Genomic DNA, 21,781 nt, shown 5'->3' on the forward strand with positions numbered 1-21,781 from the left:
TCGGTTCTCGACGACCTCCGCACCGGGGCGGTGGTCAGCTTCGCCAGAGGCCGTCTACGGGTGAGGCGACTGCCGCTCCGCCATCGGTGATGTCCGGGTGATCGCACGACAGGGCGACCCGGGGCGGGTCACCGCTCCTCCATCCCCCAGGGCGAGCCGTAGCCGGTGAGCAGGTCGAGGAACGGGCGCGGGGGCAGCGCCTCCGGGCCGAGCACGCCGGTGCCGGACCACGCGCCGGTGGCTAGCAGTTCCAGGGCGACGACGGGGTTGACGGCGGTCTGCCAGACGACGGCCTGGTGGCCGTACTCGCGCATGGACCACTCGTTGTCGACGACGTGGTAGAGGTAGACCTCGCGGGGCTCGCCCGACTTCGACAGGCCCCGGACCCAGGTGCCGGCGCAGGTCTTGCCGCGCATCTTCCCCCCGAGGGTGGCCGGGTCGGGCAGGCAGGCGGCCACCACGTCGCGCGGGGACATCGGCACGCCGCGCACGGTGACCGGTTCCGTGGAGTCCAGGCCGAGCTTGTGCAGGGTGCGCAGGACCCCGATGAACTCCTCGCCGAGGCCGTACTTGAAGGTGACCCGCCGCGCGTCGACCCAGCGCGGGATGAGCAGCACCTCCTCGTGCTCGACGTTGACGCACTCCACCGGGCCGATCCCCTCGGGGAAGTGGAACACCTCGGGCTCGCTGAACGGCTCGGTGGTGTACCAGCCCCGGCCCTTCTCCCAGATCACCGGCGGGTTGAGGCACTCCTCGATCGTCGTCCAGATGGAGAAGGACGGGGCGAAGGCGTGGCCCTCCACGGTCAGGTTCGCGCCGTCGCGTACCCCGATCTCGTCGATCTCGCCGAACAGCTCGTCGGCGGCGTACCGGGCGAAGATGTCGGAGAGGCCCGGCTCGACGCCGATGCCGCACAGCGCGAGCCTTCCTGCCCCGGCCCACCGGTCGGCGGCGGCGAACTGGTCGTCGCCGAGCTTCACGCCGGTCTCGGCGTGCGGGCGCTTCGGGTGCGGGTGGGACAGGGACATCGCCATGTCGAGGTAGTCGGCGCCGGCCGCGTAAGCGCCGTCGAAGATCGGCATGACGAAGCGCGGGTCGACGGCGTTGAGCACGTGGGTGATCCGGTGCTCGCGGCACAGCGCGGCCACCGCGTCGGCGCGGGAGGCGTCGACGGTCGCGGCGACGAAGCGGTCCCCGTGGCCGTCGACCGCGCGGGCGGCGCGGGCGGGGTCGGCGTCGGCGACGACCATGGTGTCGAAGAATGTTCGGCGGGCGGCGATCGCGACGGCGGCGGAGCCGACACCACCGGCGCCGACGAGCAGGATACGCATCAGGTATCGAACCCCAAACCAAGACGATCGAGTGTACGGAGCCAGAGGTTGCGCCGGCCGTCGCGCGCGTCGGCGCGGGCCAGCGACCAGCGGGTGAGGTGGATGCCGGCGGCCCGGACGGGCTCCGGCGGGAACGGCAGCGGCTTGCCCCGGACCAGGTCGAGCCGGGTCAGCGGGGTGTCCCCGCCGGCCAGCAGGTCGAGCATCACCCGCGCGCCGAACCGGGTGGCCCCGACGCCGAGGCCGGTGTAGCCGGCGGCGTACGCCAGCCGCCCGTCGTACGCGGTGCCGAAGAACGGGCAGAACCGGGTGCAGGTGTCGATGACGCCGCCCCAGCGGTGAGTGAAGCGCACGTCGGCGAGCTGCGGGAACGTGGTGAAGAAGTGCTCGGCGAGGGCGGTGAAGGTGGCCGGCCGCTGCTCCAGCTCGGGGGCGACCCGGTTGCCGTGGTGGTAGACCGCGTCGTAGCCGCCGAACAGGATCCGCCCGTCGGCGGTGATCCGGTAGTAGTGGAACTGGTTGCCGGTGTCGGCGAGCCCCTGCCGGTTGCGCCAGCCGATCGCGTCCCGCTGGGCCGGGGTGAGCGGCTCGGTCATCAGGGCGTAGTCGTAGACGGGGACGAGCCAGGCGCGCAGCCGGCGCAGCAGCGGCGGGAACGCGTTGGTGGCGAGGACGACCCGCCGGGCGCGGACGACGCCGGGGGCCCGCCCGGCTCCGCCGAGGGTGGCGGCGCGCAGGGCGGGGCCGTCGCCGCGCAGGCCGGTGACCCGGGTGTGCTCGTGGACGCGCACACCGAGGTCGAGGCAGGCGCGGCGCAGCCCCCACGCCAGCTTCGCCGGGTCGAGCATCGCCACCCGGTCGCGGTCCCACAGCCCGCCGAGGTACGTCGGCGAGTCGACCTCGGCGCGCACCTCGTCGCGGTCGAGCAGCCGCGTGTCGTGGCCGTACCGGCGGGCCAGTTCCACATCCTCGGCGAGCCCGGCGAGCTGGTACGGCTCGACGGCCACCGCCAGTTCGCCCGTGCGCTCGAAGTCGCAGTCGATGCCGTACGCGTCGACGGTGGCGGCGATGTCGGCCAGGTTCTCCCGGCCGAGGCGATCCAGCTCGGCGATCTCGCGGGGGAAACGGTCCACCCCGTTGGCCAGGCCGTGGGTGAGCGAGGCGGCGCAGAACCCGCCGTTGCGCCCGGACGCCGCCCAGCCGCAGGTGCCGGCCTCGACGAGCAGCACGTCGGCGTCGGGGTCGGCCTGCTTGGCCAGCAGGGCCGCCCACAGCCCGCTGTACCCGCCGCCGATCACCAGCAGGTCGGCGGCGTGGGCGCCGGTCAGGGGCGGCAGCGGGTCGGGACGTTCCGGCCGGTCGAGCCAGTACGGCACGGGTGCCGCGTCGGCGAGCGCCCGTCCGGTATGCGGGAGGATCATGACGGGTTCTTCGCCCGGCGGTCGGCTGCCGGGGCGACCGGGAGGCCGGCGCGGCGGGACCGCCGCCCACGCAGCGAGGTGAGCCCGACGAGGAGCAGCGCGATCACGAACATCGCCGTGCCGATGACGTTGACCTGCGGCGGGATGCCCCGCTGGGCGGCGCCCCAGACGTACATCGGGAACGTGACGGTGGTACCCGCGTTGAAGTTCGTGATGATGAAGTCGTCGAAGCTGAGCGAGAACGCCAGCAGCGCGGCCGCCACGATTCCGGGGAGCACCAGCGGCAGGGTGACCAGGCGGAACGCCTGCCACGGGCCGGCGTACAGGTCCGCCGCGGCCTCCTCCAGCCGCCGGTCCATCCCGGCGAGCCGCGCCTTGACCGTCACCACCACGAACGACACGCAGAACATGACGTGCGCGATGACGACGGTCCAGAAGCCCTGCGGCACGCCGGCGGAGACGAACAGGGCCAGCAGCGAGGTGCCCATGACCAGCTCGGGGGTGGCCATCGGCAGGAAGATCAGCAGGTTGATCCCGGACCGGCCGGTGAACCGGTGCCGCACCAGCGCGAACGCCATCAGCGTGCCGAGCACGGTGGCGACGACGGTGGAGATGAAGCCGATCTGCACGCTGCGCAGCACCGAGTCGCACATGTCGGAGGTGGCGCAGGGCTGCCGCCAGTTGTCGAGCGTGAACTCGTTGAAGTCGTACGACAGGCGGCTGGACGGGCGGTTGAACGACAGGGCGGCGACCACGGCGATCGGCAGGGACAGGTAGCCGAGCACCAGCAGGGCCACGCCCATCACCCAGCGGTCGGCCAGCCAACGGGAGAACTTCACAGCACCTCCTCCGTGCCGGCCCGGCGCAGGTAGCCGAAGACCACCGCGAGGATCGCCGCCATCAGCAGGAACGACAGCGCCGCGCCCTGTGGGTAGTCCAGCCGGACCAGGAACGCCGAGTCGATGACGTTGCCGATCATGTACTCGTTGGGGGTGCCGAGCAGCTCCGCGTTGATGTAGTCGCCGGTGGCCGGGATGAAGAACAGCAGCGTGCCGGCGATCAGGCCGGGCATCGACAGCGGCAGGGTGACCCGGCGGAACGTCTGCACCGGGCTCGCGTACAGGTCGCCGGCCGCCTCCAGCAGCCGGTGGTCGAGCCGCTCCAGGCTCGCGTACAGCGGCAGCACCAGGAAGGGCAGGAAGTTGTACGTCAGCCCGAGGATCACCGCGATCGGGGTGGCCAGCAACCGGCCGTCGGGGCCGAGCAGGTGCACGTCGCGCAGCAGCCCGACCAGAGCGCCGTTGTCGGACAGGATCGTCTTCCAGGCCAGGGTGCGCACCAGGAAGCTGGTGAACATCGGGGCGACCACGCAGACCAGCAGCAGGTTCTTCCACCGGCCGGCCTTCTGCGCGATCGCGTACGCCAGCGGGTAGCCCATCAGCAGGGCCAGCACCAGGGCGATCCCGGCGTACCCGAAGGAACGGGCGAACTGCGGCCAGTACGCCTGCAACACGTCCGGGTAGTTGCCGAACGCCCAGGTCAGCGCGTACCCGGTGGAGAGCGAGCCGCTGGGGTCGTACAGGCTCGCGACGGCGAGCTGGAACAGCGGCACGGCGAAGAACAGCAGCAGCCAGGCCGCGCCGGGCAGGAGCAGCAGGTACGGCAGCAGCCGGTGCCGCCCGCGCCGGGCCGGCGGCGGGGGCCCCGCCGGCCGCCCCGTCGACGTGGGTACGTGGGCCAGCGCCGTCACGAGGACGCACCCACCGGCTCGTCGAGCAGGCCGGCGGTGCGGTCGTCCTGACCCGGCTCCCGGGGCAGCAGGAACGCGTGCCGGGGGTCCCAGTGCGCCACCACGGACGCCCCGACCGGCAGCCGGCCACCGAGCCCGCTGTTCGCCGCGAACGCGGACAGCTCGCCGCCCCAGCCGGTGCGCACCAGGTACTGGGTGCTGACCCCGACGTACGAGGCGTCGGTGACCACGCCGGTGACGTGCTGGTGGCCGGCGGGAACCTGATCGGCGGAGTCCGCCAGGTGCAGCTTCTCGGGGCGTACCCCCAGGTAGACCGTGCCCCGGTCGGCACGGGCGCGGTCGGCGGGCACGGAGAAGCCGGCACCGTGGGCGGTGACCGGCACCTCGGACCCGGCGGGACCGGCTGCCTCGGCGGCGAGCAGGTTGGACTGGCCGAGGAAGTTCGCCACGAACGCGGTGGCCGGGTACTCGTAGATGTCGGCCGGGGCGCCGAGCTGCTCGATCCGCCCCGCGTTCATCACCGCGACGGTGTCGGCCATGGTCATGGCCTCCTCCTGGTCGTGGGTGACGTGCACGAAGGTGATCCCGACCTCGGTCTGGATGCGCTTCAGCTCGGTCTGCATCTGCCGGCGCAGCTTCAGGTCGAGCGCGCCGAGCGGCTCGTCGAGCAGCAGCACCTGGGGTCGGTTGATCAGCGCGCGGGCCAGCGCGACCCGCTGCTGCTGCCCGCCGGAGAGCTGGGCCGGGCGGCGGTGGCCGAAGTCGTCGAGCTGCACCAGCGCGAGCATCCGCATGACCTCGTCGTCGACGGAGCGGATGCCGCGCCGCCGCAGCCCGAACGCCACGTTCTCGAAGATGTTGAGGTGCGGGAAGAGCGCGTAGCTCTGGAACACGGTGTTGACCGGCCGCTTGTACGGGCGCAGCCGCGCGATGTCCCGGTCACCGAGCAGCACCTGCCCGCTCGTCGGCTGCTCCAGGCCGGCGATCATGCGCAGGGTGGTGGTCTTGCCGCAGCCGGACGCCCCGAGCAGGGCGAAGAACGAGCCCTGCGGGATGGTGAGGCCGAGGTCGTCGACCGCGGTGAAGATGCCGAACCTCTTGGTCAGGTTGACCAGCCGCAGGTCGCCGGCCGGCGCGTCGCGTCCCGTCGTCTTCGCGCTCATCCCCGTCACGCGCCGATGACCTGCTGGAACTTGCCCTCGTACTCCTTTTCCTGCTTCTCGTCCAGCGCCATGAACACCTTGGACTTCGCAAGCAGGGCGTCGTCCGGGAAGACCAGCGGGTTGGCGGCCAGCTCCGGGTCGATCTTCTCCATCTCGGCCTGCGCGCCCTTGACCGGGCAGATGTAGTTGACGTACGCGGCCAGCTTCGCGGCGACCGCCGGCTGGTAGTAGTAGTTGATCAGCTCTTCGGCGTTCGCCCTGTGGGTGGCCTTGTTCGGCACCATCAGGTTGTCGCTGAACAGCATCACGCCGGAGTCCGGCGCCACGAACTTGATCTTCTCGTTCTCGCCGGAGAGCTGAATGATGTCGCCGGACCAGCCGACGCACGCGGCGATGTCGCCCTTGGCCAGGTCGGGGGCGTAGTCGTTGCCGGTGAACTTGCGGATCTGCCCGGAGTCGACGGCCTTCTTGAGCTTGTTCAGCGCGTCGTCGAACTGGGCGGCGGTGAAGTTCGCCGAGTCGTGGCCGTTCGACTGGAGCAGCAGGCCCATCGTGTCGCGCATCTCGGACAGCGCGGTGACCTTCCCCTTGAGGTCGGGGCGGGTCAGCAGCTCGTCGACCGTACGGATCTCCTTGGTGACGCCGCCGTTGTAGGCGAGGCCGGCGAGGCCGGACTGCCACGGGATGGAGATCCGGTTCTCCGGGTCGAAGGAGCGGCTGAGCAGCGACGGCAGCAGGTTGGCCGTCACGTTGGGAATCTTGGCCGGGTCGAGCTTCTGGATCCAGCCGAGCCGGATCATCCGGGCGGCCATCCAGTCGGTCAGCACGATGATGTCCCGCCCGGTGCCCTGACAGGCGGCGAGCTGGTTCTGCACCTTGCCGAAGAACTCGTTGTTGTCGTTGATGTCCTCGGTGTAGGTCACCTGGACGCCGCTGGAGGCGACGAACGCGTCCAGGCTGGGCCGCTTCGACTCGTTCTTGTCGTCGACGTCCATGTACTGCGGCCAGTTCGAGAACGCCAGCTTCTTCTCCGTGCCGGAGAGGTCTTCACTGACGCAGCCGGCCTCGGTCTGCTGGGCGCCCTTGGTGCCGCAGCCGGCGAGCGCGCCCGCCGTGGCGAGCATCGTGGCGGATCCGAGGGTGCCGGTGAGCAGACCACGCCGGGTGAGGGGCCGGAGGGGAGTTCGCATGTGACGACTCCTAGGGGGTCATCGCCGGCGGGCGGGACGGGGGATGGCCCGACGGCGGGAGGGTCTTCAGGCGATGGACGACTGATCCTGACATGAGCTGACCTGCCTCACAAGGGATTCCGTTGCCGCGATAGCGATGCACCACGAATTACGCCAGACTGCGCCGGGGCACTACGATTCCGTGGAAGAAGCGGACATGGGGAGCGGACGATGACCATCCGGCAGCAGGAGAGCGGCAACGGCGGGCGACGCGTCGCCGTCCGCGGGGGTGCCAGTCACGCTCTGTTGGACGACGTCGCCAAGCAGATCATCGAGCAGCTCCAGGAGGACGGCCGCCGGCCGTACGCGACGATCGGCAAGGCGGTCGGCCTGTCCGAGGCAGCGGTGCGCCAACGGGTGCAGCGACTGCTCGACGCCGGGGTGATGCAGATCGTCGCGGTCACCGACCCGCTCCAGCTCGGCTTCCCCCGCCAGGCCATGATCGGCCTGCGCACCGACGGCGACCTGGAGGCGGTGGCCGACCGGCTCGCCGAGTTCGAGGAGGTCGACTACGTGGTGATCACCGCCGGGTCGTTCGACCTGCTCGCCGAGGTGGTCTGCCGCAACGACGCCCACCTGCTGGAGATCCTGCAACGGCTGCGCGCCGTCGAGGGCGTGCTCGCCACCGAGGCCTTCGTCTACCTCAAGCTCCGCAAGCAGACCTACAGCTGGGGTACGGCCTGAGCCTCCCGACCCGACCACCCGGTCAGGCGTCGGCGGCCGGTCAGGTGGTGGCTGCGCCGGTCAGGCGGTCGGCGGTCGGCGGGCAAGGTCCACAAAGGCCTGCCAGGCGGCCGGGGCAAAGCTGAGGGTCCCGCCGTCGCGGTCCTTGCTGTCGCGCACCAGCACCCGACCGGGCAGGTTGTCGGCCACCTCGACGCAGTCCCCGCCGTTGTTGCTGCTGCGGGTCGCGGTACGCCAACGGGCAGCCGCCAGCGAGTCGGTCAGCTCCATGTCGTCGCCACCTCCCTGATCAGCTCGATCGACCGGCGATGGGGCAGCGCCTCGCCGGTGACGCTCTCCCACCTGCGCCCCAGGCTAGCAACGTCGACCGGGTCGCTCACGACCTGACCGCGAAGCTGGTTGTCGATATATGCCAATTCCGTCCCGTCGGGCAAACGGGCGAGAACGAACGGCCCGGCCAGACCGGTGTGCCACGGGTTCTCGGCGGGGATCACCCGGACCTGCACGTGCTCCCGCTCGGCGATCGCCACGAGGTGGGCAAGCTGGCCGGCCATCACCGCCCGGTCGCCGACCACCCGGCGCAGCACCACCTCGTCGATAACCGCGACCAACTGCGGTGGGGCCTCGGCGGACAGGATCGCCTGCCGGTCGAGCCGGCCGGCCACGATCCGCTCCACCTCGACCGGCGGCAGGAGCCCGCCGGTGCTCAGCACGGCCCGCGCGTACCCCTCGGTCTGGAGCAGCCCCGGCACCAACAACGGCTGGTACGACCGGAGCGAGGTGGCGTTCTGCTCCAGCTCGGCCCATGCCCGGAACCACGGCAGGTCCCGGCGGCGGAACGGCTCCGGCCACAGCTCGGCGACCTCCTTGCCGAGCAGGCCGGCGACCGCGAACCGGGTCCGGGGGTGGGGAGTCCGCCCGTCCGCCAGCCACCGGGCGGCCGTCTTCGGGTCGACACGGACCTTCTCCGCCAGCGACTCGGCCGTCTCCCCCAGGGCAGCCATCGCCATCCGCAGCACCTCGTTGCCCATCAGGCCTCCTGTCACGGATACGCGTCGTGGGCACCATAGCGACGCTCCGTGTCGATGTCGGCCCCGAAACGGCAGGTCGTGGTAGGACCTGTTTCGCGCATCCGGCATGCGCCCGAACCGCCCGGCAAAGGCCCTGGCAACGTCCACCCCAGCCCCACTCAGCCCAGCCAGCCCAGCCCACCCCGGCCCAACTCGGCCAACTCAGCCAGCCAGGCCAGCTGAGCCGAGCCAGGCCAGGCCAGCCCTTCGGCCCAGCCCTCCCACGTTCCACCCGGCCGGCGTCCACAGCGGCGGCGGGTTGAAGAAGGCCCGTTCGGCGAGCATCGGGAGTCCCCCACGGGCTCCTTTGGAGCTGCCCCGTCTGTGCTACCGGCGGTGCAGCGCGGGAGACCTCCGCCCCGATCCCGCATCGAGCCCTTCGGCCCGGCGCGCCGCTCTGGCTAGCCACGCTTGCACCGGCACCGGCACCGGCACCGGCACCGGCACCGGCACCGGGGGGATGCCATTGCGCAGAGGCCGGTAGCGCCAACGGGGCAGCTCCATAGAGGGCACGGACCACACCCCGCCCGCCGGTGACACCACCGGCACAACAGCGCGGTAGCGCCAACGGGACAGCTCCACACGGCCACCGACCACACCCCGCCCGCCGGTGACACCACCGGCACAGCAGCGCGGTAGCGCCAACGGGGCAGCTCCATAGGGGGTACCGACGACCCCGTGCAGCACGCCAAGGGCCCGCCGGCCGGAGCGCCGATCAGGAGCGATAGCGCCAACCAGAGGCAGCAGCGCCGACGAGGCAGCTCCGCAGGGCCCCAACGACCACGCCCCCCCCCCGCAAGGGACCGCCCATTCGAGGCAGGCCGCAGCATGGCGTCGCGGAACGCTCGGCTCCCGAAGAGCTGCGCGATCCCCCGTCAGCCCTGCCAGCCCCGACGGAACCGGTGGAGCTGACGGCGGGAGCGCAGGCGCCCGCGGGGCGGGGCAGCGGGCACCGGGGGGCGGGGCAGCGGGTGGAGGCGGGTGGAATCCGAGCGATAGTGCATGATGCGGAATCCGTTGCACATGGCGTAACCACTCGCTGATTCCGTTGCTGTAGGCGTTTAGTGCCACCGATCTCACTTGCTTTCTCGGTGATGGCTGTGGGATAACCGTGGGCAGAGCGGCCGGTGCCACCCCTGACCGGCCCCGAGACCTGATGGGGCTGACATGGCCAACGCGACCGACCACCTCTGGATGCACTTCACCCGGATGGCCAGCTACTCCGCCGACGAGGTGCCGACGATCGTGCGCGGCGAGGGCGCGTACGTGTGGGACTCCCAGGGCCGCCGCTACCTCGACGGGCTCGCCGGGCTCTTCGTCGTCCAGGTCGGGCACGGCCGCACCGAGCTGGCCGAGGCCGCCGCCAAGCAGGCCGGCGAGCTGGCCTACTTCCCGCTCTGGTCGTACGCCCACCCGAGGGCCGTCGAGCTGGCCGAGAAGATCGCCTCGCTGACCCCCGGCGACCTGAACCGGGTCTTCTTCACCACCGGCGGATCCGAGGCCGTCGAGGCGGCGTGGAAGCTGGCCCGGGCGTACTTCAAGCGCACCGGCAAGCCGAACAAGCACAAGGTGGTCAGCCGGTACATCGCGTACCACGGCACGTCCATGGGTGCGCTGTCGATCACCGGCCTGCCCGGCATCAAGAGCGACTTCGAGCCGCTGGTGCCCGGCGGGATCAAGGTGCCGAACACGAACTTCTACCGGGCGCCGGAGCACGGCGACTCGCCCGAGGCGTTCGGCCGCTGGGCCGCCGAGGAGATCCGCCGGGCGATCGAGCGGGAGGGGCCGGACACGGTCGCGGCGGTCTTCCTGGAGCCGGTGCAGAACTCCGGCGGCTGCTTCCCGCCACCGCCCGGGTACTTCGAGCGGGTCCGTCAGATCTGCGACGAGTACGACGTGCTGCTCGTCTCCGACGAGGTGATCTGCTCGTGGGGCCGACTCGGCGAGTACTTCGGCGCTGTCCGCTACGGCTTCCAGCCGGACATCATCACCACCGCCAAGGGCATCACCTCCGGGTACGCCCCGCTCGGCGCGATGATCGCCAGCGACCGGCTGATGGAGCCGTTCCTCACCGAGACCGGCATGTTCGCCCACGGGGTGACCTTCGGCGGCCACCCGGTCTCCTGCGCGGTGGCCCTGGCCAACCTGGAGGTGTTCGCCCGGGAGGACCTGCTCGGGCACGTCCGGGCCAACGAGGACGCCTTCCGGGCCACTTTGGAGAAGCTGCACGACCTGCCGATCGTCGGCGACGTGCGGGGGGACGGGTACTTCTACGGCATCGAGCTGGTCAAGGACAAGACGACCCGGGAGACGTTCGACGAGGCCGAGTCGGAGCGGCTGCTGCGCGGCTTCCTGTCCACCGCGCTGTTCCAGGCCGGGCTGTACTGCCGCGCCGACGACCGGGGCGACCCCGTGGTGCAGCTCGCCCCGCCGCTGATCGCCGAGCAGCAGCAGTTCGACGAGATGGAGCAGATCCTGCGCGCGGTGCTCACCGAGGCGTGGGCACGGCTGTAGCGGTCGGCCGGCGATGCGTTATCAGGAGCTGTCGTACTGGCTGTCCACGATGGACGAGCTGACGCCCCGCCCGCCACTGGGCGGGGCCGCCGACGCGGACGTGGTGATCGTCGGGGCCGGGTACACCGGGCTGTGGACGGCGTACTACCTCGCGGTCGCCGACCCGGCGCTGCGGATCACGGTGCTGGAACGGGAGATCGCCGGGTTCGGCGCATCCGGGCGCAACGGGGGGTGGTGCTCGGCGCTGTTCCCCACCTCGCTGCCGGCGCTGGCCCGCCGCCACGGCCGGGACGCGGCGCTACGGATGCAGCGGGCCATGCAGAAGACCGTCCGCGAGGTGGGACGGGTGGTCGCCGCCGAGGGAATCGACTGCGACTGGCAGCTCGGCGGGACGGTGATGCTGGCCCGCAGCGAGGCCCAGCTCGGCCGGGCCCGGGCCGAGGTGGCCGAGGCCCGCGCGCACGGCCTCGACCCCGACGACCTGGTGCTGCTCGACGCCGCCGAGGCCGCCGCCAGGTGCGCCGCCGAGGGGGTACGCGGCGGGACGTACACCCCGCACTGCGCGGTGGTGCACCCGGCCCGGCTGGTCCGCGGGCTGGCCCGGGCGGTCGAACGACGCGGGGTGCGGATCCACGAGCGGACGCCGGTGACCGCGGTCCGGGCCGGGGCGGCGGTGACCCCGGCCGGGACGGTCCGGGCGCCGGTGGTGGTGCGGGCGACGGAGGGCTACACGCCGGGGCTGCCCGGGCAGCGGCGGGCGATCGCGCCGGTCTACTCGCTGATGGTGGCCACCGAGCCGCTGCCCGAGCAGACCTGGGCGGAGATCGGGCTGGCGCAGCGGGAGACATTCTCCGACCACCGGCACGTGATCATCTATGGCCAGCGCACCGCCGACGGGCGGCTGGCGTTCGGCGGGCGGGGCGCGCCGTACCACTTCGGGTCCCGGGTCTCCCCCGGCTACGACCGGGAGCCCCGGGTCTTCGCCGCGCTGCAGCGGGTGCTGGGCGAACTGTTCCCGGTGCTCGGGCCGGAGGTGCCGGTCAGTCACGCCTGGGGCGGGCCGCTCGGGGTCGCCCGGGACTGGTCGGCCTCCGTCGGGTTGGACGCCTCGACGGGGCTGGCCTGGGCGGGCGGGTACGTCGGCGACGGGGTCGGCACCACGAACCTCGCCGGGCGTACCCTCGCCGACCTGGTCCGGGGCGTGGTGAGCGACCTGACCGACCTGCCGTGGGTGGGTCACCGCTCGCCGCGCTGGGAGCCGGAGCCGGTGCGCTGGCTGGCCGTCAACGCGGGCCTGAAGGTGATGTTCTCCGCCGACCGGGCGGAACTGCGGACGGGCCGGCCGGCCCGCCGGGCGGCCCTGTTCAACCGCTTCCTGGGCCACTGACCCCGGCGCGGTCAGTGGTTGGGTGGGATCACCCGGAGGTGGCCACGGCGGCCGGTCTGCGGGTGCTGGGGGTACTGCTGGTGGTGCTGCTCGTCCGGGGGGCGGGGCGGCGCGGGCCTGGCCGCCTCGCGGACCGCCTCGGCGAGGGCGACCAGGTCGTCGGCGCTGGGCGGCGGAGGCTCGAACTCGCCCTCGTGGCGGACCACGTTCCAGCCCCGGGGGGCGGTCAGGCTGCGGGCGTGCTGCTCACAGAGGTCGTACGTGTGCGGTTCGGCGAAGGCCGCGAGGGGCCCGACCACGGCCGTCGACTCGTTGTAGACATAGGTCAATGTGGCGACCGCTTGCCGGGGGCAGCCGTTTCGGGAGCAGCGCCGTGGTGACCTCACGGCGGGAGGGTATCTCCATTACCGGGTCCGACGCACTGGTTCGCGTTGCGACACGCCCGTCATCGAGATCACAATTCGCAACATCCGACGAGCAGGACAGTGACCGGGCGGGGACGGCGCGCCGCAGGAGCGACACAGCCGGGGGCCGGGCCGCGCGCCGGGCTACCCTGTAGCGCATGACCAGTCCGGAACACCGCCGCCCCGGCTCCGGCCGGCGCGCCCACCGTGACCGGCACGGGCGGGGCCTGCGCGGGCGGCTGGTGCCGGCGACGGTGCCGCTGGCCCGGACCAAGGCCGAGGTCTTCGACGATCTCGTGCTGGACACCGTCGAGACCCTGGAACGACGGTTCGCGAAGGAGCTGGCCGGCGTCGAGTTCGCGGTGGAGGACGTGCCACCGGACCTCAACGTGTACGACTCCGACGTGCTGGAGGACGGCGAGGTGCCGCTCGCCCGGTTGCTGCCCGGCCGCCCCGGCCAGCAGGAGGTGCCGCCGCGGATCGTGCTCTACCGCCGTCCGCTGGAGTTCCGGGCCATGGACCGGGAGGACCTGGCCGACCTGGTGCACGACGTGATCATCGAGCAGGTGGCGAACCTGCTCGGGGTCGACCCGGACGAGCTGGCCTGAGCCCACCCGTCGCCGGGCCGCGGGCCTCGCGGGGTGACCCCCACAATCCCGGGCCGACTGCCTGAGCCGGGCGGCCCCCACCGCCCCGGCCCGGCAACGCTCAGGCGGCCCGCCGCTTGAGCTTGCGCCGCTCTCGTTCCGAGAGCCCACCCCAGATTCCGAACCTCTCGTCGTGGCCAAGAGCGTATTCCAGGCATTCGGTCTTGACCTCGCACCGCGAGCAGATCCGCTTCGCCTCGCGGGTCGAGCCGCCCTTCTCGGGGAAGAACGCCTCCGGATCGGTCTGGGAGCAGAGTGCCTGCTCCTGCCACTCCGGTGCGTTCCCGAGCAGGTCGGCCACCTCGAGCTGGCCGTCCATCTAAGATGCCTCCTTGTCGCGCACCGGCGTCGTCGCCGCTGCAACCCCCCACGCAAAGGCGTGCTTGTCCGTACGGTTCCGATTTGTTGCGTTCCGCGCGAACAACCCCATTCAAATTACACGTGTGTAATACGTGCGCCGTCAAGCCGGACTTGATAATGGAGTCGTCCTCCCGACACGCCACGGGCGACCACTCCGGCCGCCCGACCTCGCAACCTGCCCTATCGATTCAGACCCCGGACGAGTAACGCCCTCCTCGGCGAGTTGCCCGAGTTTTCTGCCGTGGCGGTCCACCGACCGACGCCACCGGATGCGCCGGCGGCGGCCCCGACGGGGTGCCCCACCACGATGCTGATCTTGGTGGGGGACAGGTTAACGCGCCTCGGCCGCGATCGCCCGTCGAGCCGGGACCGCCGACCACGACCCGTCCACATCGTGGACGGAAAGCGGCGGTCGAACCTGATCGGAGGATCAGTGCATGGCCCATGAGTCCCTGCTCGTTCAAGCGGATCAGCCACCGATCCACGACGAGGTCCACCGTGCCGATGGGTATGCCCATGTCCCATCAGACGGTATAGACGCCCACTGGCAGGACGTGGTGAACGGCACTGTGGAGGCCGTCGCCCCTCGACGCTACGGCCGCGTGTGGCCGTACGCGGTCGTCCGCTTGCGGGCCGGCCGTCCGGCCGCCGCGGCAATGCCCCGCAACTGCTCCTCGCTACGGGCGGAGCCGTTGCTCGAACCGGCCATCCGGGAGATCGTCTCCTCCATCAGGGTGCCGCCCAGGTCGTTGCAGCCCCCGTTGAGCATCGCCACCGTGCCCTCGTCGCCGAGCTTCACCCAGGAGCACTGGATGTTGGCGATCCGGCCGTGCAGCAGCAACCGGGACATCGCGTGCACCACCCGGTTCTCCCGCCAGGTCGGGCCGGGACGAGCGATCCCGGCAAGGTAGATCGGGGCGTTGGTATGGATGAACGGCAGCGCGACGAACTCGGTGAAACCGCCGGTGCGGTCCTGCACCCCGGCCAGCACCCGGAAGTGGGCCAGCCACTGCCCGGGGTGGTCGACGTGGCCGTACATCATCGTGGAACTGGACCGGATGCCCAGCTCGTGGGCCGTGCTGACCACATCGACCCAGGCGGCGGCCGGCAACTTGCCCTTGGTGAGCACCCAGCGCACCTCGTCGTCGAGGATCTCGGCTGCGGTGCCCGGGATGGTGTCCAGGCCGGCCTCGCGCAGCCCGGTGAGCCACTCCCGTACCGGCACGCCGGCCTTCGCCGCCGCCGTGACGATCTCCATCGGTGAGAAGGCGTGCACGTGCATCCCCGGCACCCGGACCTTGATCGCCCGGATCAGGTCCGCGTACCCGGTGACCGGCAGCTTGGGGTCGATGCCGCCCTGGAGGCAGACCTCGGTGGCCCCGACGGCCCACGCCTCCTCGGCCCGGTCGGCGACCTGGTCGACGGAGAGCCGGTACGCGTCGGCGTCGCGTTCGCGCTGGGCGAAGGCGCAGAACCGGCAGCCCACGTAGCAGACGTTGCTGAAGTTGATGTTGCGGTTCACGACGTAGGTGACGTCGTCGCCGACGGTGTCCCGGCGCACGTCGTCGGCGAGCCGGCAGATCCGGTCCAGCGCCGGGCCGTCGGCGACGAACAGCGCCAGGGCCGCGTCGGTGTGCCGGGGGTCGAGCAGCGCCGCCGGGTCGTCGGCGGCCAGTCGCAGCCCGGTACGCAGGTCGGCGTCGCCCGAGCCGGCGGTCGCCCCCGCGGCAGCGCGGTCCCCGGCCTGGCCCGGTGCGCCGGGGCCCGCGTCGGCCTGGGCCGCCCCGGCGGGGGCGGGCCGGGGCCGGGCCGCCCCCGCGAGGCTGGCGTCGGCCTGGAGGGCCACCTCCGACCAGTCGCCGTAGACGCTGTCGAAGTCGCCGCGCCGGTCGTCGGCGCGGCCGGTGGTGTCGATGGTGGCGTGCAGGTCGGTCCGGCCGCCGCCGAAGACCTCCTCCGGCTCCTGCCAGGGACGGCCCACCGGGCGGGCCTCCTCGACCGCGAGCCCGGTGGCCGGATCAGCCAGCGCCGACACGTGCGGCAGCAGGCGCGGGTCCAGCCACGGGTCGCCGGCCCGGACGTAGTCGGGGTAGATCGTCAGCCGCTCGCGCAGCGTGAAGCCGGCCTGCGCGGTGCGCCGGGCCAGCTCGTCGAGCTGCGGCCAGGGGCGCTCCGGGTTGACGTGGTCCGGGGTGACCGGCGAGACCCCGCCCCAGTCGTCGATGCCGGCGCGCAGCAGCAGGTCGTACTCCCCCGCGATGAGATTCGGCGGGGCCTGGATGCGGGCCTTCGGCCCGAGCAGCACCCGGGCCACCGCGACCGTGGCGGCCAGGTCGTGCAGCTCGGCGTCGGGCATGCCGCGCATCGCCGTGTCCGGCTTGGCCCGGAAGTTCTGCACGATCACCTCCTGGAGGTGGCCGTACCCGCGCTGCGCGCGGCGGATCGCGAAGATCGCGTCCACCCGCTCCGCCGGGGTCTCGCCGATGCCGATCAGGATGCCGGTGGTGAACGGCACGCCGACCCGGCCGGCGTCGTCGAGCACCCGCAGCCGGACCGCCGGCTCCTTGTCGGGTGAGCCGTAGTGCGGACCACCCGGCTCCGACCAGAGCCGGGTGGCCGTGGTCTCCAGCATCATTCCCATGCTCGGCGCGACCGGCTTGAGCCGCTGCAACTCCGACCAGGAGAGCACGCCCGGGTTGAGGTGCGGCAGCAGCCCGGTCTCCTCCAGCACCGCCACCGCGCAGGCGCGCAGGTAGTCGAGAGTGGAGTCGTATCCCCGCTCGTCCAGCCACTCCCGGGCCGCCGGCCAGCGCTCCTCGGGCCGGTCGCCCAGGGTGAACAGCGCCTCCTTGCAGCCCTGGGCGGCGCCCTCGCGGGCGATGGCCAGCACCTCGTCCCGGTCGAGGAACGCGGCCGGCAGCCGGTGCGGGACGGTGGCGAAGGTGCAGTAGTGGCAGCGGTCCCGGCACAGCCGGGTCAACGGGATGAAGACCTTCTTGGAGAAGGTGACCACGCCGGGGCGGCCAGCCTCACGCAGGCCGGCGTCGCGGATGTCACCGGCGACGCGGAGCAGTTCGTCCAGGGCCGGGCCCCGGGCGGCGAGCAGCGCGGTGGCCTCGTCGACGTCCAGCGCCCGCCCGGACCCGGCCCGGCGCAGCGCCCGTTCGATGCTCATCGCGGTGGGCCCCGACTCCATGCGATCAACCATCCGTCCAGCCTATGCGCTGGTTCACATACGCCGCTACCGCGCGCGTGCCCACCCTTCGCGGCGGAGAAACCGGGCACCGGCGGCACGGGAGGTCCTCGCAGCCCGGGTCCTGGGGGCAGGGTCACCCGGGCCTTCGGGTGCATCTGTTGTCACTTCGACACAGCAGATGCACCCGAAGGGCGGCGGCGGTTCAGTCCTCGCGGTGGAAGCGCTGGGTGCGGTCGCTGTCGGAGTCCTGCTGCCCGTCGGGCGCACCCGCCTCGGTGGGCTGACGCGGGATGGCCTGGGTCGGGTCGGCCGACGGCGGCTGGCCGAACGGCGGCGCCGAGTACGGCGGGGTGAACGGCGGCGCCGAGTACAGCGGGGTGGACGGCGGCGCCGACTGCGGGGCCGGGGTGAACGGCGGCGCCGACTGCGGTGGGGTGAACGGCGGCGCCGAGTACGGCGGTGCCGACTGCGGGGCCGGGGCGAACGGCGGGGTCTGCTGGCCGGGCTGGCCATACTGGCCGGCGGCCGGACCGGGCTGGCCCGGCTGACCGTACTGGCCGAACTGTCCGCCGGGCTGGTTGGGCTGGTTGGGGGCCGGGTAGCCGGCCTGGTGGCCGGGGTCCGGCCAACCGCCCTGCTGTCCCTGGGGGGCCCAGCCGCCCTGCGGGCCGGGCTGACCCGGCTGCTGCGGCCAGCCGGGCTGCGGCTGCCCGTACACGCCCGGGGCCGGCTTGGGCTTCGGGCTGAAGTAGAGGGCGCGCCAGACCCGGACCACGACGAACGCGGCGGTCGCGAAGATCGCCAGCCAGGCGATCCGGGTGAGCAGGCCGAGGAACGCGTCGAGCACCTCCGCCTTGGCCAGCCGGTCCACCGTCCAGATCAGCAGGGTGAGCGCGCCGAGCAGGGCGCCGAAGGCGTACTGGCCCAACGCCACCTGAGTGATGAGCTTGGCTCGGGGCACCACCGGGGCGACGTGCGTGGCGAGCAGCACGGCCAGCACCGGCAGCACGGTCGCCTCCAGCCCGGCGAACGAGAAGAAGCTGCTGCCCGCCCGGCTGTAGAAGGTGCTGTAGTCGGTCGGGGCGAGCAGCTGGATGAGGCCGACGAAGAGCAGCACGGCGTTCGCGCCGAGCAGGACGAACGCGATCAGCTCGCGTAGCGGATTGGTGAGTTGGCGGGCCGGGGTGGCGGGGTGGGGCGCGGGCGCCGCGTCACCGGACGCGGGCTCGGCGGGGCTGGTCACGAACTCCCCCTAGGAGGCGGTAACGGACAGTTGCCGACGTGAGCCTAGTCTCCCCGGGCACCGGCGCCCTCGGGGCGGGGCGTGCGGAAGGATGGACGCCATGCGCATCGTCGTTTTGGCCGGCGGTATCGGGGGCGCCCGGTTCCTGCTCGGCGTCCGGGCCTACGCCCGCGAGGTGGGAGCCGAGGTGACCGCCGTGGTCAACGTCGGCGACGACCTCTACCTGCACGGGCTGAAGCTCTGCCCCGACCTGGACAGCGTCATGTACACGCTCGGCGGCGGCGCCGATCCCGAGCGGGGCTGGGGGCGGGTCGGCGAGAGCTGGACGGTGAAGTCGGAGCTGGCCGCGTACGGGGCCGAGCCGACCTGGTTCGGGCTGGGCGACAAGGACATCGCCACCCACCTCGTCCGCACCACCATGCTGACCGGCGGGTATCCACTGTCGGCGGTCACCGAGGCGCTGGCCACCCGCTGGCAGCCCGGCGTGCGCCTGCTGCCGGCGACCGACGACCGGCTGGAAACGCACGTCGTGGTGGACGATCCCGCCGGCGGCCAGCGAGCGGTCCACTTCCAGGAGTGGTGGGTGCGGCACCGGGCGGACGTCCCGACCCACCGGTTCGTCTTCGTCGGCGCGGAGACCGCGAAGCCCGCGCCCGGCGTGCTGGACGCGATCGCCTCGGCCGACGTGGTGCTGGTCGCACCGAGCAACCCGGTGGTGAGCGTCGCCCCGGTGCTGGCCGTGCCGGGGTTGCGGGAGGCGGTCACGGACGGGCCGGCCCCGGTGATCGGCGTTTCCCCGATCATCGGCGGCGCGGCGGTGCGCGGGATGGCCGACCGTTGCCTGGCCGTGGTCGGCGTCGAGTGCAGCGCCGCCGGGGTGGGCGGGCTGTACGGGAGCCGGTCCTCCGGTGGCCTGCTGGACGGCTGGCTCGTGGCACCCGAGGACGCCGACGCCGTGGTGCCGGACGTGACGGTCCGGGCGGCACCGTTGCTCATGACGGACGAGGCGGCGACGGCGGCGATGGTCCGGGTCGCATTGGAGCTGATGTGAGGCTGGAGATTCTGCCGGTGGTGGGCATCGGCGACGTGACCGAGGGCGACGACCTGGCGGCGCTGATCGCGACCGCCGCGCCCTGGCTGCACGACGGCGACGTGCTGGTGGTCACCAGCAAGATCGTCTCCAAGGCCGAGGGAAGGTTGGTGGACGTGCCGGCCGGCGGGCCGGAGCGGCTGGCCGCCCGGGACGAGGTGCTGGCGGCGGAGACCGCCCGGGTGGTGGCCGTCCGGGGGGCGACCCGGATCGTGCAGACCCACCACGGCTTTGTGATGGCCTCCGCCGGGATCGACGCCTCGAACGTCGACAAGACCCGGCTGGTGCTGCTCCCGGAGGACCCGGACGCCTCGGCGCGGGCCCTGCGGGCGGCCCTGCGCGAGCGCTACGACCTGGACGTCGCGGTGATCGTCAGCGACACGATGGGCCGGCCCTGGCGCAACGGGCTCACCGACGTGGCGCTCGGGGCGGCCGGCATGCCGGCGATCCGCGACCACCGGGGCGAGGTCGACCCGTACGGCAACGAGCTCGAGCTCACCCAGATGGCCGTGGTGGACGAGCTGGCCGGCGCCGGGGAGCTGATCAAGGGCAAATGCGACCAGGTGCCGGTCGCGGTGGTCCGCGGCTACCTCACGGCCACCCGGGACGACGGCGTCGGCGCACGGGAGCTGGTCCGCGACGCCGAGCTGGACCTCTTCTCGCTCGGCACCACTGAGGCGATGGCGGCCGGGCTGGCCGCCGCCGCGGTGCTGCCGGACGGCCCGGGGGAGGCCAGGGCCGACCCGGCCGCCGTGCGGCGGGCGATCGCCGCGGTGGCCGGCGTGGTCGCCCCCGGCGCGGTGTTCACCCACGTCACCGACGACGAGGTACGCGCCATGCTGGTCGCCGCCGTGCCCCGCTGGCCGGAGCGGGCCACCGACCTGGTGCTCGGCGAGCTGCCGGCCCCGGTCGACCCCGCAGACCTGGTGCGCTTCGGCACGGACCTGCAACGCCTGCGCACCGCGCTGGCCGCCGAGGGGGTCCCGTCGGCGCTGCTGCCGCCGCCGACCGGCAGCACGGCCAGCGCCGCGCTCGCCCTTTGACGCACGGCCAGCGCCGCGCTGACGCGTGGTCCTTGGCGGCGGCTCCGCTCAGGCGTCGAGGATCGCGCGGCCCAACGGGGTGAGGGTGTGCAGCACCGTGTTGCGGTCCCGGTGGCTGACCAGCAGGCCGGCGTTGCGCAGCACGGTGGCGTGCTGACTCGCCGCGGCCGGGGAGATGCGCAGGCGGCGGGCCGCCTCGCCGGTGGTGCACCCCTCGCCGGTGGCCTCCAGCACCGCCGCCCGGGTCCGGCCGAGCAGGGCGGCCAGCGCCTCCCGGCCGCTGCTGGTCGCGCCGCCCTCGCCGGGGGCGGGGGCCAGCCCGCCCAGCCGGTCCACCGGGTAGACCAGCACCGGCGGCAGCGCCGGGTCGAGCAGCGCCACCGGAATGCTGGCGCAGAAGAACGACGGCACCAACAGCAGGCCCCGGCCGCCCAGGTGCAGCTCCCGGCTGTCCGGGTAGCCGTGGATCTCCAGCACCCCCGCCTCCCACCGGGCCATCGGGCGGAGGCTGGCCAGCAGCCCCTCGACGCCCCGGTCCAGCAGCGACCGGGCCCGCCGCGTCCGGTCCGCCTCCACCGCGGCCTGGATGCGCGACCAGTACGGGCTGAGCGCCAGCGCCCGGTACTGCTCCATCGACTCGGTGAGGTGGCGCAGCATCTCGGGCTCGCCCCGGGCCAGCGCCGCCGCCGAGGAGGGCAGGGGATTCTCCGCGATCACCCGGGTGAGGTCCCGGTGCAACCGCGAGGCGGGCGTGCTCCGCACCGCGTCCAGCCCCGCCTCCAGGCCCTGGACGCTGTCGTGCGGGGTGAGGAAGTCGGGGAAGTAGCCCCAGCCGGGGTTCAGCGCGAACAGCAGCCGGAGGTGCTCCTTGCCGATGTGCCGGCGCAGCTCCCGGGAGACGCCGCGACGCCAGCCTGAGGTCAGCGGGTCCTGGCGGCCCACCTGAAGCACGTGCATGCTGAGGATCAGTTCCCAGAGCGGGTCTGCACCCGGGGCGACCCGGGTACGGAGAATGTCCTCGGCGGAAAAGTGGATCTTCAGCATTGGAGCGCTCCCCGTGCCTGTGGTCAGCGGGCGGGCCCGCTGACCGTTCGCACTGTACCCGGACGGCACTTATCTCCATTTTTAAGCGTGGACTGAAAAACCTCGACGGCGCGGGCACGAATTCGGCATGCTCTGCTTGCCCCGCAACGGGCCGGTCCGTCGTTCGACGTCGGCCCGGGGCACCGGGGCCGGGGAGGATCCGGCG

General features: G+C 72.7%; 19 protein-coding genes. 6 read left to right on the forward strand and 13 right to left on the reverse strand.

The features are described 5' to 3' along the window. Positions 1–128: 128 nt before the first annotated feature. The 6 genes from OG559_RS06895 to OG559_RS06920 are packed head-to-tail and all read right to left on the reverse strand — an operon-like array spanning position 129 to position 6,855. The gene (locus tag OG559_RS06895; protein WP_405113562.1) at positions 129–1,331 is read right to left on the reverse strand and encodes a saccharopine dehydrogenase family protein; all 1,203 of its coding nucleotides are present in this window, start codon (positions 1,329–1,331) and stop codon (positions 129–131) included. Continuing rightward, positions 1,331–2,752: an NAD(P)/FAD-dependent oxidoreductase gene (locus tag OG559_RS06900; protein WP_405113565.1), complete on the reverse strand. Its 1,422-nt coding sequence runs from the start codon at positions 2,750–2,752 to the stop codon at positions 1,331–1,333. Before OG559_RS06900 ends, OG559_RS06895 begins: the two co-directional genes overlap by 1 nt. Beyond that, a complete protein-coding gene (locus OG559_RS06905) occupies positions 2,749–3,591 on the reverse strand; it encodes an ABC transporter permease (protein ID WP_405113567.1) in 843 nt (280 codons plus the stop codon). The genes OG559_RS06900 and OG559_RS06905 overlap by 4 nt, the downstream gene beginning before the upstream one ends. Next, positions 3,588–4,502: an ABC transporter permease gene (locus tag OG559_RS06910; protein ID WP_405113569.1), complete on the reverse strand. Its 915-nt coding sequence runs from the start codon at positions 4,500–4,502 to the stop codon at positions 3,588–3,590. The genes OG559_RS06905 and OG559_RS06910 overlap by 4 nt, the downstream gene beginning before the upstream one ends. Then, positions 4,499–5,665: an ABC transporter ATP-binding protein gene (locus OG559_RS06915; RefSeq protein WP_405113571.1), complete on the reverse strand. Its 1,167-nt coding sequence runs from the start codon at positions 5,663–5,665 to the stop codon at positions 4,499–4,501. Before OG559_RS06915 ends, OG559_RS06910 begins: the two co-directional genes overlap by 4 nt. A gap of 5 nt (positions 5,666–5,670) precedes the next feature. Continuing rightward, positions 5,671–6,855, reverse strand: a complete 1,185-nt coding sequence (locus OG559_RS06920; protein WP_405113573.1) for an extracellular solute-binding protein — start codon at positions 6,853–6,855, stop codon at positions 5,671–5,673. A 210-nt stretch (positions 6,856–7,065) separates the two neighbouring features. Between OG559_RS06920 and OG559_RS06925 the strand changes: the two genes are divergently transcribed. After that, positions 7,066–7,578, forward strand: a complete 513-nt coding sequence (locus OG559_RS06925) for an Lrp/AsnC family transcriptional regulator (protein ID WP_161687247.1) — start codon at positions 7,066–7,068, stop codon at positions 7,576–7,578. A 60-nt stretch (positions 7,579–7,638) separates the two neighbouring features. Here the strand turns inward: OG559_RS06925 and OG559_RS06930 are convergent, their stop codons facing one another. Together OG559_RS06930 and OG559_RS06935 are read right to left on the reverse strand one after the other, a co-directional pair. Next, positions 7,639–7,830, reverse strand: coding sequence for a DUF397 domain-containing protein (locus OG559_RS06930; protein WP_405116430.1), 192 nt, complete (start codon positions 7,828–7,830; stop codon positions 7,639–7,641). A gap of 8 nt (positions 7,831–7,838) precedes the next feature. Beyond that, positions 7,839–8,609, reverse strand: a complete 771-nt coding sequence (locus tag OG559_RS06935; RefSeq protein ID WP_405113575.1) for a helix-turn-helix domain-containing protein — start codon at positions 8,607–8,609, stop codon at positions 7,839–7,841. Positions 8,610–9,815: 1,206 nt separating this feature from the next. On the opposite strand from OG559_RS06935, the gene OG559_RS06940 reads away from it, so the two are divergent. Both OG559_RS06940 and OG559_RS06945 read left to right on the forward strand, forming a co-directional pair. Further along, entirely contained in the window at positions 9,816–11,162 is a 1,347-nt protein-coding gene (locus tag OG559_RS06940; RefSeq protein WP_405113577.1) for an aspartate aminotransferase family protein, read from the forward strand. A gap of 13 nt (positions 11,163–11,175) precedes the next feature. After that, on the forward strand, positions 11,176–12,549 hold the full coding sequence (locus tag OG559_RS06945; RefSeq protein WP_405113579.1) for an NAD(P)/FAD-dependent oxidoreductase: 1,374 nt from the start codon (positions 11,176–11,178) through the stop codon (positions 12,547–12,549). An 11-nt stretch (positions 12,550–12,560) separates the two neighbouring features. Here OG559_RS06945 and OG559_RS06950 read toward each other — a convergent pair whose 3' ends face one another. Further along, positions 12,561–12,935: a DUF3499 domain-containing protein gene (locus OG559_RS06950; RefSeq protein ID WP_405113581.1), complete on the reverse strand. Its 375-nt coding sequence runs from the start codon at positions 12,933–12,935 to the stop codon at positions 12,561–12,563. A 176-nt stretch (positions 12,936–13,111) separates the two neighbouring features. Between OG559_RS06950 and OG559_RS06955 the strand changes: the two genes are divergently transcribed. Further along, positions 13,112–13,561 carry a metallopeptidase family protein gene (locus tag OG559_RS06955; protein WP_387020101.1) on the forward strand — a complete coding sequence of 150 codons (450 nt, stop codon included), beginning with the start codon at positions 13,112–13,114 and terminating at the stop codon, positions 13,559–13,561. Between the two features lie 100 nt (positions 13,562–13,661). Here OG559_RS06955 and OG559_RS06960 read toward each other — a convergent pair whose 3' ends face one another. The 3 genes from OG559_RS06960 to OG559_RS06970 all read right to left on the reverse strand — a co-directional run bounded on the left by OG559_RS06960 (position 13,662) and on the right by OG559_RS06970 (position 18,399). Further along, positions 13,662–13,919, reverse strand: a complete 258-nt coding sequence (locus OG559_RS06960) for a WhiB family transcriptional regulator (RefSeq protein ID WP_007074725.1) — start codon at positions 13,917–13,919, stop codon at positions 13,662–13,664. Positions 13,920–14,552: 633 nt separating this feature from the next. Further along, positions 14,553–17,168, reverse strand: a complete 2,616-nt coding sequence (locus OG559_RS06965; protein ID WP_405113583.1) for a bifunctional FO biosynthesis protein CofGH — start codon at positions 17,166–17,168, stop codon at positions 14,553–14,555. A gap of 190 nt (positions 17,169–17,358) precedes the next feature. After that, positions 17,359–18,399, reverse strand: a complete 1,041-nt coding sequence (locus OG559_RS06970) for a hypothetical protein (RefSeq protein WP_405113585.1) — start codon at positions 18,397–18,399, stop codon at positions 17,359–17,361. A 100-nt stretch (positions 18,400–18,499) separates the two neighbouring features. Between OG559_RS06970 and cofD the strand changes: the two genes are divergently transcribed. Further along, positions 18,500–19,450 carry a 2-phospho-L-lactate transferase gene (gene cofD, locus OG559_RS06975; protein ID WP_405113587.1) on the forward strand — a complete coding sequence of 317 codons (951 nt, stop codon included), beginning with the start codon at positions 18,500–18,502 and terminating at the stop codon, positions 19,448–19,450. Next, on the forward strand, positions 19,447–20,532 hold the full coding sequence (locus OG559_RS06980) for a coenzyme F420-0:L-glutamate ligase (protein WP_405113589.1): 1,086 nt from the start codon (positions 19,447–19,449) through the stop codon (positions 20,530–20,532). Before cofD ends, OG559_RS06980 begins: the two co-directional genes overlap by 4 nt. Before the next feature lie 48 nt (positions 20,533–20,580). Here OG559_RS06980 and OG559_RS06985 read toward each other — a convergent pair whose 3' ends face one another. Further along, positions 20,581–21,576, reverse strand: a complete 996-nt coding sequence (locus tag OG559_RS06985) for an ArsR/SmtB family transcription factor (RefSeq protein WP_405113591.1) — start codon at positions 21,574–21,576, stop codon at positions 20,581–20,583. Positions 21,577–21,781: the final 205 nt, after the last annotated feature.

Origin of the sequence: Micromonospora sp. NBC_01405 (assembly GCF_045040155.1) — a bacterium.
In the GTDB taxonomy this organism is placed as follows: domain Bacteria; phylum Actinomycetota; class Actinomycetes; order Mycobacteriales; family Micromonosporaceae; genus Micromonospora.